The organism is Paracoccus sp. Ld10, from assembly GCF_045064235.1.
Classification (GTDB): domain Bacteria; phylum Pseudomonadota; class Alphaproteobacteria; order Rhodobacterales; family Rhodobacteraceae; genus Paracoccus.
Genome location: NZ_JBISHD010000027.1, coordinates 41826 through 56731 on the forward strand (window position 1 = coordinate 41826; position 14906 = coordinate 56731).

Annotated in this window: 12 protein-coding genes and 1 other RNA gene; 3 read left to right on the forward strand and 10 right to left on the reverse strand. The window is 65.8% G+C overall.

Translation table 11 applies throughout. From position 1 onward, the window contains the following. Window positions 1–23 precede the first annotated feature (23 nt). The 8 genes from ACJJVR_RS08440 to ACJJVR_RS08475 form a co-directional block, all read right to left on the reverse strand. On the reverse strand, window positions 24–794 hold the full coding sequence (locus tag ACJJVR_RS08440; protein ID WP_405403764.1) for a squalene/phytoene synthase family protein: 771 nt from the start codon (window positions 792–794) through the stop codon (window positions 24–26). Continuing rightward, window positions 791–2200, reverse strand: a complete 1410-nt coding sequence (gene cysS / locus ACJJVR_RS08445) for a cysteine--tRNA ligase (RefSeq protein ID WP_405403766.1) — start codon at window positions 2198–2200, stop codon at window positions 791–793. The genes ACJJVR_RS08440 and cysS overlap by 4 nt, the downstream gene beginning before the upstream one ends. Before the next feature lie 33 nt (window positions 2201–2233). Beyond that, window positions 2234–3457, reverse strand: a complete 1224-nt coding sequence (locus ACJJVR_RS08450) for a glycosyltransferase (protein WP_405403769.1) — start codon at window positions 3455–3457, stop codon at window positions 2234–2236. Continuing rightward, the gene (locus tag ACJJVR_RS08455; RefSeq protein ID WP_405404416.1) at window positions 3454–5088 is read right to left on the reverse strand and encodes an ABC transporter ATP-binding protein; all 1635 of its coding nucleotides are present in this window, start codon (window positions 5086–5088) and stop codon (window positions 3454–3456) included. Before ACJJVR_RS08455 ends, ACJJVR_RS08450 begins: the two co-directional genes overlap by 4 nt. A gap of 65 nt (window positions 5089–5153) precedes the next feature. Beyond that, entirely contained in the window at window positions 5154–6257 is a 1104-nt protein-coding gene (locus ACJJVR_RS08460; protein WP_405403771.1) for an ABC transporter permease, read from the reverse strand. Beyond that, on the reverse strand, window positions 6257–7339 hold the full coding sequence (locus tag ACJJVR_RS08465) for a microcin C ABC transporter permease YejB (RefSeq protein WP_405403772.1): 1083 nt from the start codon (window positions 7337–7339) through the stop codon (window positions 6257–6259). The genes ACJJVR_RS08460 and ACJJVR_RS08465 overlap by 1 nt, the downstream gene beginning before the upstream one ends. 102 nt (window positions 7340–7441) lie before the next feature. Further along, window positions 7442–9298 (reverse strand): extracellular solute-binding protein, encoded by a 1857-nt coding sequence (locus ACJJVR_RS08470; protein ID WP_405403774.1) that lies wholly within the window; start codon window positions 9296–9298, stop codon window positions 7442–7444. Window positions 9299–9441: 143 nt separating this feature from the next. Then, window positions 9442–9975: a c-type cytochrome gene (locus ACJJVR_RS08475; protein WP_405403776.1), complete on the reverse strand. Its 534-nt coding sequence runs from the start codon at window positions 9973–9975 to the stop codon at window positions 9442–9444. 120 nt (window positions 9976–10095) lie between these two features. Between ACJJVR_RS08475 and ACJJVR_RS08480 the strand changes: the two genes are divergently transcribed. Then, on the forward strand, window positions 10096–10956 hold the full coding sequence (locus ACJJVR_RS08480) for a prephenate dehydratase (protein WP_405403777.1): 861 nt from the start codon (window positions 10096–10098) through the stop codon (window positions 10954–10956). Between the two features lie 6 nt (window positions 10957–10962). Here the strand turns inward: ACJJVR_RS08480 and ACJJVR_RS08485 are convergent, their stop codons facing one another. Beyond that, window positions 10963–11421, reverse strand: a complete 459-nt coding sequence (locus ACJJVR_RS08485; protein WP_405403778.1) for a hypothetical protein — start codon at window positions 11419–11421, stop codon at window positions 10963–10965. Window positions 11422–11753: 332 nt separating this feature from the next. Here ACJJVR_RS08485 and ACJJVR_RS08490 point away from each other — a divergent pair, with 332 nt between their 5' ends. Together ACJJVR_RS08490 and ffs are read left to right on the forward strand one after the other, a co-directional pair. After that, window positions 11754–13613, forward strand: a complete 1860-nt coding sequence (locus tag ACJJVR_RS08490) for a bifunctional 2',3'-cyclic-nucleotide 2'-phosphodiesterase/3'-nucleotidase (protein ID WP_405403780.1) — start codon at window positions 11754–11756, stop codon at window positions 13611–13613. Between the two features lie 50 nt (window positions 13614–13663). After that, window positions 13664–13762, forward strand: an RNA gene (gene ffs, locus ACJJVR_RS08495) — signal recognition particle sRNA small type. Window positions 13763–14722: 960 nt separating this feature from the next. Here ffs and ACJJVR_RS08500 read toward each other — a convergent pair. Further along, window positions 14723–14899: a hypothetical protein gene (locus ACJJVR_RS08500; RefSeq protein ID WP_405403782.1), complete on the reverse strand. Its 177-nt coding sequence runs from the start codon at window positions 14897–14899 to the stop codon at window positions 14723–14725. Window positions 14900–14906 lie beyond the last annotated feature (7 nt).

Genomic DNA, 14906 nt, shown 5'->3' on the forward strand with positions numbered 1-14906 from the left:
AGGAAAAGCGGTTTCTGGCCCGCCTAGCGCCACCAATGCCCGGTCAGCGCCAGCCGCGCAAGCGAGGCGCGCCGCTGAAACGGCGTGATCCCCGCGGTGGCCTCGAACGGGTCCGTGCGCCCCGCCATGATTTCGGACAGCAGGCGCGGCACGCGAGGGCCGGGATACAGCGCCGCCGCCGCACGGCGCGGCAGCTTGCGGTGCATCCGCGCGGCCATGCGCAACCCGTCGCGCGCGCGTTCGGCCAGCGCCTGCGCGTCCTCGGGGCGGGCCGGTTCCAGCCCCAGACGGACTGCCTGCAATTGCGGCAGCGCGCGCAGCCAACCGGCCAGACCGGCACCGCGCGCCTGATGGGCCACGGTCTCTCGCGCCCCCTCGGGCGCGCCACAGCGACGCGCGGCGGCCCATATCAGCGCGCCCGCCGTCGCATCGACATAGGCCACGACCGCCTGCGGTCCGTCGAACGGCTGGCGCTCGCAATCCCTGCGCCGTGCCTCGCCCAGCGCCGACAGCGCGCCTGCCTCAGGCCCCCAGGCCTCCCACAGGGGCGTCAGCACGTCATGCAGCGGCGGCGCGGTGCCCTGCCCCATCTGGTCCAGCCGGTCGATCCACCATTGCAGCCGCATCTCGGCCAGCATCGGTTCGGCCGACTGGAACGGCGCGCGGGCGATCTCCAGGTTCAGCGCATACAGCGTGACCAGCGCCGGGCGGTCCGCCGCCTCGGCCACCAACACCGCGCCGAACCGGTCGGGGTCATGCTGGCGCAGGGTTTCGGTGCAGGCCTCCAGGGTCATGTGCCGTGCGTCCGCGCCAGATCGGCCAGCCGCGCCGGATCGAACCCTGTGGCCAGCGACCATTCCGGGCCCATGGCCGTGTCCTTAACCTCGACGCCCGCCGCCGCGAACCCATCGCGGATCGCATCCGCACGCGCGAAATCGCGGGCCTGGCGCGCCGCCAGCCGCGCCGCCAGCAGCGCCTCGATCTGGCCTGCCGCCCTGGCATCGGCCTGTGCCCAATCCTCCATGCCCGGCAGCAGCAGCCCCAGCATCCGGGCAGACGTCAGCAAGGTCGCCGCATCCCCCCGGCCCGCCAGGTCGTGCAACACCGCGATGGCACCCGCAGCGTTCAGATCATCGGCAAGCGCCTCGATCAGCGCGGGTGCCGGGCTTGTTGCGGGTTCGATGCCCGCAACAAGCCCATGCCACCGCCGAAGCACGGCTTCGGCCTCCTGCGCCTTTGCCTCGGTCCAGTCCATCGGCTTGCGGTAATGGGTGGACAGCATCACGAATCGGATCACCTCTCCGGGCACGCCGCGGTCCAGCAGGTCGCGGACGGTAAAGAAGTTGCCAAGCGACTTGGACATCTTCTTGCCCTCGACCTGCAGCATCTCGTTGTGCAGCCAGACATTGGCGAAACCCGCGCCGGGATGGGCGCAGCAGCTCTGCGCGATCTCGTTCTCGTGGTGCGGGAACTGCAGGTCGATGCCGCCGCCGTGGATGTCGAAATGCGGGCCCAGCAGCGCCGCAGACATGGCCGAACATTCGATATGCCAGCCCGGCCGCCCCCGCCCCCACGGACTGTCCCAGCCCGGCAGGTCGTCCGACGACGGCTTCCACAGCACGAAATCCATCGGATCGCGCTTGAAGGGCGCGACCTCGACCCGGGCGCCGGCGATCATGTCGTCGACCGACCGGCCCGACAGCGTGCCGTATTCCGGGAACGACCGCACGTCGAACAGCACATGCCCCTCGGCCTCATAGGCGTTGCCCTTGGCAATCAGGTCGGCGGTCATCGCGATCATCTGACCGACAAAGGCGGTCGCGCGCGGTTCGTGGTCGGGGCGCAGCGCCCCAAGCGCGTCCATGTCAGCGTGATACCAGCCGATCGTCTCCTCGGTCCGCTCGGCGATCAGTGCCTCCAGCGACAGGTCCGACCCGGCCGCGCGACGGCGCTGCGCCTCGGCGTTGATCTTGTCGTCCACGTCGGTAAAGTTGCGCACATAGGTGACCGCCCCGTCGCCATATTCGTGCCGCAGCAGCCGCACCAGCAGATCGAACACCAGCACGGGCCGGGCGTTTCCCAGATGCGCGCGGTCATAGACGGTGGGCCCGCACAGATACAGACGCACATTGGCCGGATCGATGGGGACAAAGTCCTCCTTGCGGCGGGTGCGGGTGTTGGTCAGCCTGATCTGCGTCATGATGCGGCCCTTTTGGCAAGCGTGGCCAAGGGTCTATCGCATCGCGCCCTGGCTTTCCACCCAGGCAATCTGCCGCGGCAGCGATTGCGACACCAGATCATAGCCCCCCAGGATCGTGGCCCGCGCGGCCTTGCGGATCGCATCGGCCTGGGGGTCGCCGGCCAGCCCGTGGATCAGCGCCGCCGACAGCGCGGCCCCGTCAAAGAACGGCACCAGCCGCCCGTTCACCCCGTCGGTGATCAGTTCGCGCACCGGGTCGGTGTCAGAGGCCACGACATAGGCCCCCGCCGCCATCGCCTCGGTCAGCGACCATGACAGCACAAAGGGATAGGTCAGATAGCAATGCACCCGCGCGACCTGCATCAGCGACAGGTAATCGGCATAGGGCACGCGGCCCAGGAAATGCACCCGCGACAGGTCCAGCCGGCCCCCGACCTCTGCCAACAGCTTGTCCTTCCAGCTGTTGGCATCGCGCGGCTTGGCACCATAGCTGATGCCCTCTCCTCCGACCAGAACGACCTGAGCATCGGGCCGGGCCGCCAGCACCTCGGGCAGCGCCCGCATCAGCACGTGAAACCCGCGATAGGGCTCCAGCGATCGGGACACAAAGGACAGCACCTCGTCCCCCGCGCGCAGGGTCGGGCCGTCCGGCAGGGTCAGGCGGGCCGCGGGGTCCGGGGCCACGCGGCCAGTATCGATGCCGTCATGGATGACGGTGATCTTGCCGCGCAGCTCGAGGGGAAAGCTGTCGGACTGATAGCGGGTCGGCGCGATGGCGGCATCAGCCTGCACCATCGCCTGGACCAGATGCGCGGACCGCGCGACGGTCATGAAGCGCACCTCGTCACGGTCGGGGCTGATCTCGGGGTCGAAACCCACGTCATGGCCGCGGGTGCGGTACATCAGCTCGGCATAGACCAGCAGGCGGGCGTGCGGCCAGATCTCCTTGAGGAACAGGGTCTCTCCCCAGCCCGGATGGCCGATGATGATGTCGGGATGAAACCCGTGCCGGTCGCGCAACGCGCGCGCGCCACGCGCCGCCAGCAACCCGCGTTCCACGTGCTCGGCATAGGTCCGGCCCAGAGCGCTGTCGGTCTGGACCGGTCCCGGCGCCTTGTAGCGCAGGGTCCTGATCGGGCTGGCACGCTGATTGTTTTCGTCCGTCAGGGCCAGCACCTGATGCCCCCGCGCGGCCAGCGCCGGGGCCAGATGCGGGAACTGGCCTGGAAAATTCTGGTGGACGAACAGGATCTTCATTCTTGGGTCGGAAATGCCGCGTGCAGCAGGGCGCGGGTGTAATCCTGCCGGGGCGCATCGAATATCTGCGCGACGCTGCCGTGTTCCACGACCTCTCCAGCGCGCATGACCATGATCTTGTGCGCCATCGCACGCACCACGCGCAGGTCGTGGCTGATGAACAAATAGGCCAGACCGTATTTCCGTTGCAGGTCGCGCAGCAGATCGACGATCTGCACCTGCACCGTCATGTCCAGCGCGCTGGTCGGTTCGTCCAGCACCACGACCTTGGGGCGCAGGATCATCGCGCGGGCGATGGCGATGCGCTGGCGCTGGCCACCGCTGAATTCGTGGGGATAGCGGTGCATCATGTCGGGGTTCAATCCGACCTCGGCCATGATCCCGGTGACCAGCTCGCGGCGGTCGCGGCCGGGTTCCACGCCGTGCACGCCCAGACCCTCGGTGATGATCTGTTCGATCGTCATGCGGGGCGACAGGCTGCCATAGGGGTCCTGGAACACGATCTGCATGTCGCGGCGCAGGCGGCGCAACTGGCCGCTGGTCCAGGTCTGGATGTCCTGACCCAGATACAGGATCGGCCCGTCGCTCTCGATCAGCCGCATGATCGCCAGCGCCAGCGTGGTCTTGCCCGATCCCGATTCGCCGACGACGCCCAGGGTTTCGCCCGCGCGCAGCGACAGGGTCGCGCCATTGACGGCCTTGACGTGACCCGTCACCCGCCGCATCAGGCCGCGCTTGACGGGAAACCAGACCTTGAGGTCGCGCGTCTCGACCAGCACCGGCGCGTCGGGGGCGACCGGATCGGCCTGACCGGTGGGTTCGGCGCCCAGCAGCATCCGGGTATAGGGGTGCTGCGGGCGGGCAAAGATGTCCTCGACCGCGCCCTGTTCGACGATCTCTCCGTCCTTCATCACGCAGACGCGGTCGGCGATGCGCCGCACGATGCCCAGGTCGTGGCTTATGAACAGCATCGACAGCCCCTCGTCCGCCTTGAGTTCGGCCAGCAGGGACAGGATCTGGGCTTGGATCGTCACGTCAAGCGCGGTGGTCGGTTCGTCCGCGATCAGCAGGTCGGGACCGTTGGCCAGCGCCATCGCGATCATCACCCGCTGACGCTGTCCGCCCGACAGCTGGTGGGGATAATCGGCCAGCCGGGTTTCCGGGTCGCGGATGCCCACGCGGGTCAACAGCGCGATGATGCGCGCGCGCGCCTTGGCCCCCGTCAGCCCCTGGTGCAGCGCCAGGCTCTCCGACAATTGCTTTTCCAGCGTGTGCAGCGGGTTCAGCGAGGTCATCGGCTCCTGAAAGATGAAACTGATGTCGTTGCCCCGGATCTCCCGCAGGGTGCGGTCGGATGCGCCGACCATCTCGCGGCCCGCGTATTGAACCGAGCCCTGCACCTCGGCCGACGCGCCCAGCAACTGCACGGTCGACAGGGCGGTGATCGACTTGCCCGACCCGGATTCGCCGACCAGGGCCACCGTTTCACCGCGGTTGATGTGAAAGCTGACGCCCTTGACTGCGGCGGTCAGCACGCCCTCGGACCGGAACCCGATGCGCAGGTCGCGCACGGCCAGCACCGCGTCACTGGAGGGCGCAGGCGCGGGTTGCGCCTGCGATGCGCCGGGCATCGAGCCGCCATGGCTCTCGGCCACCGCCGCGGGGGCGCCGGGGGCGGGACGGACGGGCTGATCGCTCATCGAAAGGTCTTTCGGGGGTCAAAGGCATCGCGGATGCCCTCGAAGATGAACACCAGCAGCGACAGCATGATCGCAAAGGTGAAAAAGGACGTGAAGGCCAGCCATGGCGCCTGCAGGTTCTGTTTCGCCTGCAGTGCCATCTCGCCCAGGGACGCCGACCCGGCGGGCAGGCCGTAACCCAGGTAATCCAACGCGGCCAGACCGCTGATCGTGCCGGTCACGACAAAGGGCATCATCGTCAGCGTGGCGACCATCGCGTTGGGCAGGATGTGGCGGAACATGATCTTGCGGTCGCTGACGCCCAGGGCACGCGCCGCGCGGACATATTCGAAATTGCGCGCCCGCAGGAATTCCGCCCGGACCACGCCCACCAGCGCCGGCCAGCCGAACAGGATGGTCACGAACACCAACAGCCAGAAGCTGCGCCCCAGGATCGCGAACAGGATGATGATGACGTACAGGCTGGGCGTCGATGCCCAGATCTCCAGCACGCGTTGGAAAACCAGATCGGTGCGGCCCCCGAAATACCCCTGAATTGCGCCCGCCGTGATGCCGATCACGGATGCCACCACCGTCACGATCAGCGTGAACAGGATCGACGTCCGGAACCCATAGATCACCCGCGCCAGCACATCGCGCGCGGTGTCGTCCGTGCCCAGCAGATGCGCGCTGTCGGGTGCAGAGGGCGCGGTGCCCACGTTGTTGATGGTGCGATAATGATAGGGGACCGGCGGCCAGATCATCCAGCCCTGTTCCGCGTCGGGGACGTCGCTGGCGCCGGTCCGGATGGCCTGCATGAACCCTTCGGGGTCGTCCCAGCATGCCTCGCGGCCGCCGGACACGATCAGGCATTGCACAGCCTCGTCGCGATAGATCGCCTCGGTCCCGAAATCGCCGCCGAACGCCGTTTCAGGATAGAAATTATACGCGGGCCAGTACAGTTCGCCCTGATAGCGGACGACGATGGGTTTGTCGTTGGCCACGATCTCGGCAAACATCGCGGTCACGAACAGGATCGTGAAAATCACCAGCGACCAAAAGGCGCGCCCGTTCCGGCGGAAATTGCGCCAGCGACGGCGGTTCAGCTCCGACATCGCCATCAGCCGGCCCTTTTCTCGAAATCGATGCGCGGATCGACAAAGACGTACATCAGGTCCGACAGGATGCCGACCACCAGGCTCATCAGGCCAAAGACATAAAGCGTGCCAAAGATCACCGGATAATCGCGCTGGACCGCGGCCTCAAAGCCCAGGCGCCCCAGCCCGTCCAGCGAAAAGATCGTCTCGATCAGGATCGACGACCCAAAGAACACGCCCAGGAACATCGCCGGAAAGCCCGCGATCACGATCAGCATCGCGTTGCGGAACACGTGGCCGTACAGCACGCGCCGTTCGGTCAGGCCCTTGGCGCGGGCGGTCATCACGTACTGTTTGTTGATCTCGTCCAGAAAGCTGTTCTTGGTCAGCAGGGTCAGCGTGGCAAAGCTGCTGATGGTGGCCGCGATCACCGGCAGGGCGGCGTGCCAGGCATAGTCCCTGACCTTGCCCCAGACCGTCAGGTCCGCGAAATTGTCCGATGTCAGGCCGCGCAGCGGAAAGATCTGCCAATAGCTGCCGCCCGCGAACAGCACCATCAGGATGACCGCGAACAGAAAGGCGGGCACTGCATAGGCCATGATGATGACGCCCGACGTCCAGGTATCGAACCGCGATCCGTCGCGCATCGCCTTGCGGATGCCCAACGGGATCGAGATCACATAGGCGATCAGCGTCGACCACAGCCCCAGCGTGATCGACACCGGCATCTTTTCCACGACCAGGTCCATAACGCTGATCGACCGGAACCAGCTGGTCCCGAAGTCGAACCGGATATAGTTCCACAGCATCGAAAAGAACCGCTCGACCGGGGGTTTGTCGAAACCGAATTCCTTTTCCAGCTGGGCGATGAATTCGGGCGGCAGACCGCGCGCGCCTTCGTACCCGGCATCGCCGCCCATCTGTTCGGCGCTGTCGGCGGTGGCGCCGGCCAGGTTGCCCAGCACGTCGCCCTCGCCCCGGACCTGGGCCGCGATCTGTTCGATCGGGCCGCCGGGGACGAATTGCGTCAGGGTAAAGTTCACCACCATGATCCCGATCAGGGTCGGAATGATCAGCAGCAGTCGCCGCAAGATATAGGCGCCCATCAGCGCATGCCCTTCCCCGTTCGGTGCAGGCCCCTTGGTGGGGCCTTGTCGTTGTCTGGGCTTGTCGGCAATCCACGCCGGGAAATCAAGCGCATCGCGGTCTCAGCGCAACTGGCCCGCCGCGCGCAGTTCGTCGGCGCGGTCCTGATCGTACCACCAGAAATCGGACACCCCCAACCCATAGGGCGGCAGGCTTTCGGGCCGGTCATAGACGTCCCAATAGGCGACGGTATGAACCGGTTTGTACCATTGCGGGATCCAGAACCGCATGCTGCGCAGCGCACGGTCCAGCGCGCGAATCGCCACGGCGCTCTCGTCCAGCGTCGATGCGGCGCTGCCGATCTCGATCAGGCGATCGATTGCGGGGTTGGCCAGCCCCATCGGGTTGAACACGTCGTCGCTGTGTTCGGACCCAAAGACCTGTCCGGTGCCGCCGCCGATGCCGTATCCATTGCCCAGACTGTCGCGCACGATGTCGAAATCGTGGCTGCGGGTGCGGGTGGTCAGTTCCGACGGATCGACCCGCGACAGGACCGCATCCACGCCGATGGCGCGCAGGTTCTCGACATAGGGGTTCACGATGCGGTCATAGCTTTGGTTGAAATCCAGGAACTCGACCCGCAGCGTCTGGCCGGCGGCGTTGCGGCGGATGCCGTCGGTGCCGGTCGTCCAGCCCGCCTCGTCCAGCAGGGCCGCGGCGCGGCGCGCGTTGCCCCGATCCAGCTGGCGTTCGCCGCTGACGGGGGTGGTGACCGGGTCGTCGGTCAGGATGCCGGGCGGCAGGTCGGCCGCGACAGGTTCCAGCAGGGCCAGTTCCTGGGGCGTGGGCGGGCCTTCGGCCTTCAGCTCGCTGTTGTCCCAGAAACTGTCCAGCCGGGTGTTCATGCCATAGAACAGCGCTTGGTTGGACCATTCGAAATTGAACATCAGCCCGATCGCCTCGCGCACGCGAATGTCCTGAAACTTGTCGCGCCGCAGGTTGAACACCCAGGCATCGCCGGACGCGATCACGCCGTCGGGGATCTCTTCCTTGATGACGGCACCGGCGGCGACGGCCGGAAAGCCGTATCCGGTCGACCACAGCTGTTCGGACGGCTCGACCCGAAAGGTATAGATGCCGGCCTTGAACGCCTCGAACGCAGCATCGAAATCGCCGAAATATTCGAACTTCAGCGTGTCGAAATTGTGCCGCCCCTGATTGATCGGCAGATCCTTGCCCCAGTAATCGGGGTTGCGCCGCATGGTGATCGACCGCCCGAAATCGGCACTGTCGAACATGTAGGGGCCGGACCCCAGGAACGGCGTGGTGCTGGTCTGCTGGATGTCGCGGCCTGTGGCCTCGAACTCGGCCCGCGAAAAGATCGACTGATTGCCCATCAGGCCCAGCACGTCGCGGCGTTCGATGTCGGGCATGAAATCGAACCGGATGCGATGCGTGTCCAGCACGGTCGCACTGGCGACGCGGGTCCGAAGTGCCTCGCTGTAGGACGGAAAGCCCTTGTCGCGCAGCAGTTCGAACGTGAACAGCACGTCGTCCGCGGTCAGGGGGCTGCCGTCGCTGAACCGCGCCTCGGGGCGCAGGTTGAAGATGATCCAGTCGCGGCTTTCGGGATATTCCACCGTCTCGCACAGCAGGCAGTACATTGAATAGGGATCGTCCAGCACCGGTTCCATCAGCGATTCCAGCATCATCACCGACGGTGCCGTCGCCCGCCCGCGAAAGGTATAGGGGTTATAGCTGTCAAAGGTGCCGATGCCGTGCTGGGACATCTCACCGCCCTTGGGCGCGTCGGGGTTCACATAGGGCAGGTGCGGAAAATCGGCGGGCAGCGCGGGTTCGCCGAACGTGGCGATGCCATGCGTCCTGATGACCGTCGGATCACCTGCCGCATCCTGCGCCCACGCAGGGACCACCGCGAATCCAAGAAGCAGCGTGGCAAGATGTGCGGCATGGCGCATGTATTCTCTCCCGGTCTGGACCGAACAGAGGCTAGGCCAGAGGGGGTCCGGGCTTCAAGCCGCGATTTCGTGAACGCGGGCCATGAAAAAACCCCGGCGCGGGGCCGGGGTTCTGGGCATGCCGTACGGTCGGGCAGGACCGGTCAGGGATTGGTCTGCAGATAGGTGATCAGGTTGGCACGGGCCTGCGGATCGCGCAGTCCGGCAAAGCTCATGGCAGTGCCCGACACCAGGCCGCGCGGGTTTTCCAGGAACGTTTGCAGGTGGTCGGGATCCCAGGTGGGGTTTTCGGCCGCGTGCCCGGTCATGGCGCTGCTGTAGCCAAAGCCGTCAATGCTGGCGACCGCGCGTCCCACAACGCCGTTCAGGTGCGGGCCGACGCCGTCGCTGCCGTCCAGGGCATGGCACGACCGGCATTTCGCCCATTCGCGTTCGCCCGCGGCCGCATCGGCCGAGGCCATCAGCGCGCCAAAGTCCAACGGCTCTTCTTCCTCGCCTGCGGGGACGGTTTCGGGGACCGGGATCGTATAGGCCTGCGCGATTTCCTCGTCGCCGTGATGACCGCCGCCATGTCCAACGGTGAACAGGCCGCTGGCCGCCCAGTTGGCCAGCATCAGGAACAGCAGCGCGCCGATGAGGGCGCCGGCTGCCTTGGTCAGGGTCATCGTATTGAACATCGCGTGCGGTCCCGCCTTGGTAAGCTCGTCAGGTCGAGCGGTATGTATCCGCTTTCGCTTTCAAGGATCAAGGTATAGTTACCCCAGCACGCTCAAATTTCGGATAGCGGGGGCCCGGCCATGACCACGAATCGCATCGCCTTTCAGGGAGAACTGGGCGCCTACAGCCATGAGGCCTGCCAAAGCGCGCGCCCCGGCATGGAGGCCCTGCCCTGTCGCACATTCGAGGACGTGATCGATGCCGTGCGCGCAGGCGACGCCGATCTGGCCATGCTGCCGGTCGAAAATTCGACCTATGGCCGGGTTGCGGATATCCATCACCTGCTGCCCGAATCCGGCCTGCGCATCATCGATGAGGCGTTCGTACGCGTCCATATCAGCCTGCTGGCAGTGCCCGGCACGACGCTGGACCAGGTCCGCGAGGCGATGAGCCACACCGTCCTGCTGGGCCAGTGCCGCGGCTTTTTGCGCAGGAACGACATCCGCGCGATCACCGGCGCCGACACTGCAGGTTCGGCCAAGGAGGTCGCGGCGCGCGGCATTCCGTCGCTGGCGGCTCTGGCAGCCCCCCTGGCGGGAGAAATCTATGGTCTGGACCGCCTTGCCGACCAGATCGAGGACCGCCAGAACAACACGACCCGATTCCTGATTATGTCGCGCACTGGCGACGACACCCGCCGGTCGGACCGGATGCTGACCAGCTTTGTCTTTCGGGTGCGCAACATTCCGGCGGCGCTCTACAAGGCGATGGGCGGGTTCGCTACGAACGGCGTGAACATGACCAAGCTGGAAAGCTACATGGTCGACGGGGTGTTCACCGCAACCCAGTTCTATGCCGACATCGAAGGCCACCCCGAGGATGCGAACGTCGCCCGCGCGCTGGACGAGCTGGGCTATTTCACGTCCACCCTGGACATTCTGGGGGTCTATCCCGCCGATCCGCTGCGCGAGGCGCAACGCCGGGCGGCGCTGGCGGACTGATCCATCCTAGTTCGCGAAACTGCGCATCTGCTGCACGAAATCCTCGATCCGGCGTTGATAGCGGCGGTCCAGCTGCGCCTTGCCCAGCTTGGCCGTCTGTAGCATCAGCCGGGCCTTCATGTTGCGCGGCCTGACGTCGGTCTCAAAGAGCAGGCGCGACTTGACCCGGCTCAGCGCCACGACAGTCGCGATCACCGACAGATCCAGCGCGTCGGAATGACCGGCCATCGTGATCTGTTCGGGGCGGTCGAATCGGGTGACGGCCAACCGCAACTGTCGCGCCTTGCCCCGCCAATCAAACCCGATGTTCCAACCCAGCCCGATTCCGGGTTCGTTGGACGGATCGATGCGCGCCACAGTTGCACCGCGACCGATCACCATCCGTTCCAGCGCATCGAAATTTCCGACCACCTCGAACAGGCGTTCCGCCGGAAGGTCAGTGTCGATCCGCGTGGAAAACTTCATTTGAAACGACCCAATGACTCATCTGGGACGGGCCACACCGCCGACCCTTTGGGGATCAGATAATCCGGATAACACAGCAGGTTCAACCGGGGGATTACCATTACGGGCCGATCGCGTCCGAAAAGCCCGCGCCACCCTTATCCGCCCGTCTCATCAGCACCGGTGGGAGTTTGTGCCACAATGCTCTGAAAGAGCGCCCCTTATTCAATCTTTGGTTGTGCGAACTGACCTGTATACAGTACCTGTTGAATCGGTATGTCGCCATTGCCCGGACTGGACATGACGGCATCTGCAACGCGGCGTCGGGCGATCTCATGTTTGACAGGAAGACGATGCAACTGACCGCCACCGCTGCGGATGATCCGCCCCCGGATGGCATGACCCTGCGCATTCTGGCCACCAGTGACTTGCATATGCACCTGCTGCCCTATGACTATCTGGCCGACCGCCCGTCGGACCGGATCGGATTGGCGCGCACCGCATCGTTGATCGAGGCCCGCCGGAACGGACCCCATGCCAGCGTGCTGTTGGACAACGGCGATTTTCTGCAGGGCGGTCCGATGGGCGATCTGGTCGCCCGGCGCAGCGGGTCCTTTGGGAGCATCCATCCGGCCATCGCGGCAATGAATGCGCTTGGCTATGATGCGGCAGCGCTTGGAAACCACGATTTCAACTTTGGGCTGCCCTTTCTGCGGCGGGCTGTGGCACAGGCGCGCTTTCCGATGCTGGCGGCGAACCTGACGGTGCGGCGCGGCGCCGACTTTGCCACCACCTGCGTGATCACGCGTCATCTGACCGATCCGCACGGCCAGCGCGTGCCGGTGCGGATCGGGGTGATCGGCTTTCTGCCCCCCCAGACCGAGGAATGGGACCAGGATCTGCGCAACGTCATGCGCAGTGACGACATCCTGGACTGTGCCCGCCGGATGGTGCCGCGGTTGCGCGCCCAGGGCGTCGATCTGGTGGTCGCGCTGGCCCATAGCGGCATCGGCACGCCCGATCCCCTGCCCCGTATGGAGCATGCGGCGCATGCGCTGGCCGCCCTGCCGGGGGTCGACGTCCTGATCGCGGGGCACACCCACGAGGTCTTTCCCGGCCCCCGGTGGCGCGATCGCCCCGGCATCGACGCCGACCGTGGGACGCTTGCGGGGAAACCTGCGGTCATGCCGGGGTTCGGCGGATCCCATCTGGGGGTCATAGACCTGCGCTTTGCGGTCGATGCTGACGGCGGTCTAAGCATCGACCGGTTTTCCGTGCGCGCCGAATCGGTGACACCCACAACCCCGACCGCCGTCCTGGTCGCACGAGAGGTCGCGACCGCCCACAAGGCCACCCTGCGCCAGCTGTCCACGCGCATCGGCCGCACGGCACAGCCCCTCAACAGCCATTTCTCGGTCATCGGGCATGATTGCGGCCTGCGGCTGGTCAACCTTGCGCAGCGCTGGCACGTTCGCCAGCGGTTGGCGGGCACACCCGACGCAGCCCTGCCTGTCCTGTCGGCCTCGGCGCCCTATCGGGCCGGGGGGCGCGGCGGACCGCAGCATTACACCGATGTGCCAGAGGGCATGCTCAGCCTGCGCCACCTGGCCGATCTCTATTCCTTTCCGAACCGCATCACCGCGATCCGGCTGAGCGGGGCGCAACTGCGCGGCTGGCTGGAACGCTCGGCCAGTATGTTCAATCGCATCGATCACGGCGCAACCGACGCGCCGCTGTTGAACCCGGATTTTCCCGCCTATAATTTCGATGTCATCGACGGGGTCAGCTGGCGGATCGATCTGTCGGCTGCCGCCCGCTTCCACCCCGACGGACGCCTTGCCGATCCGCAGGCCAGCCGCATCCGTGATCTGACATGGCAGACCCGGCCGATTCCAGACGACAAGATTTTCGTGCTGGCGACCAATTCGTATCGCCTGGCCGGCTGTGGCCTGTTCAGTCCGCTGGTGTCGCGCAACACGATCATCCTTGACCGTGACGCGCTGACGCGGGACGTGCTGCGCCGCTATGTCCGCCAGCTGCGGCGCGTGCGTATTCCCGCAAGGCCGAACTGGGGATTTACGGCGCAGCCGGGCACATCGGTCCTGTTCGAAACCGCGCCGACCGCGCTGAACCGGCCCCTGCCGGACCCCGACCGGCTGCAAGGCGCGGGACTGAACGACGACGGCTTTGCGGTCATGCGCCTGACGCTGTAAGCTGCGCGCATGGGCTTGCATCCGCCGCGCGACCGCCCTATTTGTGCGCCCGAGGGGTTGGCGCGGGCAAGCGCCTCGCCAAATCGGTCAGGTCCGGAAGGAAGCAGCCGTAACGAGTCCCGCATGGGTCGTTGTCCAGCCTCTCACCCTCTCCCAATCCACCCGGATACGGTTACGCGACACATAGGGCGCAAAGCCTGATGTTTCCGACCCTGCAAAGACCGTGCCCGTTCCACATGGCCTGATTGCCGTTGGATACCAATCTGGCACCGGCACCTCCGGGGGGCCGGACGATGGCCGCTGGCACCATGATGACGCGCAACCCCGGCAAACCGGCTGAACGCCAGATCGATCCGCATTGAAGGTCAAAGCGATTCCGGGAACAAACCGCGGTCGCCGGGCATATCAGTCCGATCCGCAATCGCATCCACGGCCGGGGTCCGCCCGGCAGCGACCCCGAGGATATCCACGACCGCCTGTACGGGGCAAAAGATGACGCCGTCATCGTCGCAATCAAGACACCGTCGTGATCACCGGGAGCGGCCCGATCCTGTATCAACCACCGCTGCCCGGCTGTCGCGGCAACGGCCAGCGCGCGCCCTTCATTCAGCATATTCGTGCGAATATTGAACGGCCTTCATTGCGTGTTTTGCATCTCACCGTCCGCGTTGAGGCGAGCTGCGAACACGATAGCATCCGTGATATGGCCGCCCGGCCTGTGCACGGCGCATCGTTTACACCCTGCGTGACGCGCGCCGCACCCGTTGCACGCGCCACGCATCCTGATCCGGTTCAGCGATGCGGGAACCCCCGTTGCCTGTTTCGGGGTCGATGTCTGCCTCAGGTCGCCGACGCACGGTGGGCGTGTCGTCAGCCGCTGCCTGTCTGGCCGTTCGGGCGGGGTGACAGCATCCGCAGCAGATCCGCCTGTGCCGGACGCCCGACCTGTCAACCTGCGCGGGTGAGAGAATTCGGCCCACACCGCGGCCAGACACATCGCGCATCATCACAGGCCTGCAGGACCTGCAACTGGTCGTGAAGCCCGCTTTTCCAAATGCGTTTACGATCAGACGGTGGGTTGTCGATCCCGCAGCGTCGTTTTCACGCAATCAGCGGTGCGATGCGGGGAACAACCCTGCCTCTTTCCGGTTAACCTGCGTAACCAACCGGAGATCGACATGCTCAAGTTCATCGGCGGTGCCGCAGGCATCATCTTTATCATCGGCCTGCTTGTCGTGATCGGCATCCTGTCGCTGATCTTCTGAGGGACGCACCACGCCCCGCATGAAAAGA

Excerpts from the sequence above, each read along its gene's own strand:
- ACJJVR_RS08440 (WP_405403764.1), bottom strand. The coding sequence starts at position 794 with ATGACCCTGGAGGCCTGCACCGAAACCCTGCGCCAGCATGACCCCGAC.
- cysS (WP_405403766.1), bottom strand. The coding sequence starts at position 2,200 with ATGACGCAGATCAGGCTGACCAACACCCGCACCCGCCGCAAGGAGGAC.
- ACJJVR_RS08450 (WP_405403769.1), bottom strand. The coding sequence starts at position 3,457 with ATGAAGATCCTGTTCGTCCACCAGAATTTTCCAGGCCAGTTCCCGCAT.
- ACJJVR_RS08455 (WP_405404416.1), bottom strand. The coding sequence starts at position 5,088 with ATGCCCGGCGCATCGCAGGCGCAACCCGCGCCTGCGCCCTCCAGTGAC.
- ACJJVR_RS08460 (WP_405403771.1), bottom strand. The coding sequence starts at position 6,257 with ATGGCGATGTCGGAGCTGAACCGCCGTCGCTGGCGCAATTTCCGCCGG.
- ACJJVR_RS08465 (WP_405403772.1), bottom strand. The coding sequence starts at position 7,339 with ATGGGCGCCTATATCTTGCGGCGACTGCTGCTGATCATTCCGACCCTG.
- ACJJVR_RS08470 (WP_405403774.1), bottom strand. The coding sequence starts at position 9,298 with ATGCGCCATGCCGCACATCTTGCCACGCTGCTTCTTGGATTCGCGGTG.
- ACJJVR_RS08475 (WP_405403776.1), bottom strand. The coding sequence starts at position 9,975 with ATGTTCAATACGATGACCCTGACCAAGGCAGCCGGCGCCCTCATCGGC.
- ACJJVR_RS08480 (WP_405403777.1), top strand. The coding sequence starts at position 10,096 with ATGACCACGAATCGCATCGCCTTTCAGGGAGAACTGGGCGCCTACAGC.
- ACJJVR_RS08485 (WP_405403778.1), bottom strand. The coding sequence starts at position 11,421 with ATGAAGTTTTCCACGCGGATCGACACTGACCTTCCGGCGGAACGCCTG.
- ACJJVR_RS08490 (WP_405403780.1), top strand. The coding sequence starts at position 11,754 with ATGCAACTGACCGCCACCGCTGCGGATGATCCGCCCCCGGATGGCATG.
- ACJJVR_RS08500 (WP_405403782.1), bottom strand. The coding sequence starts at position 14,899 with ATGCGGGGCGTGGTGCGTCCCTCAGAAGATCAGCGACAGGATGCCGAT.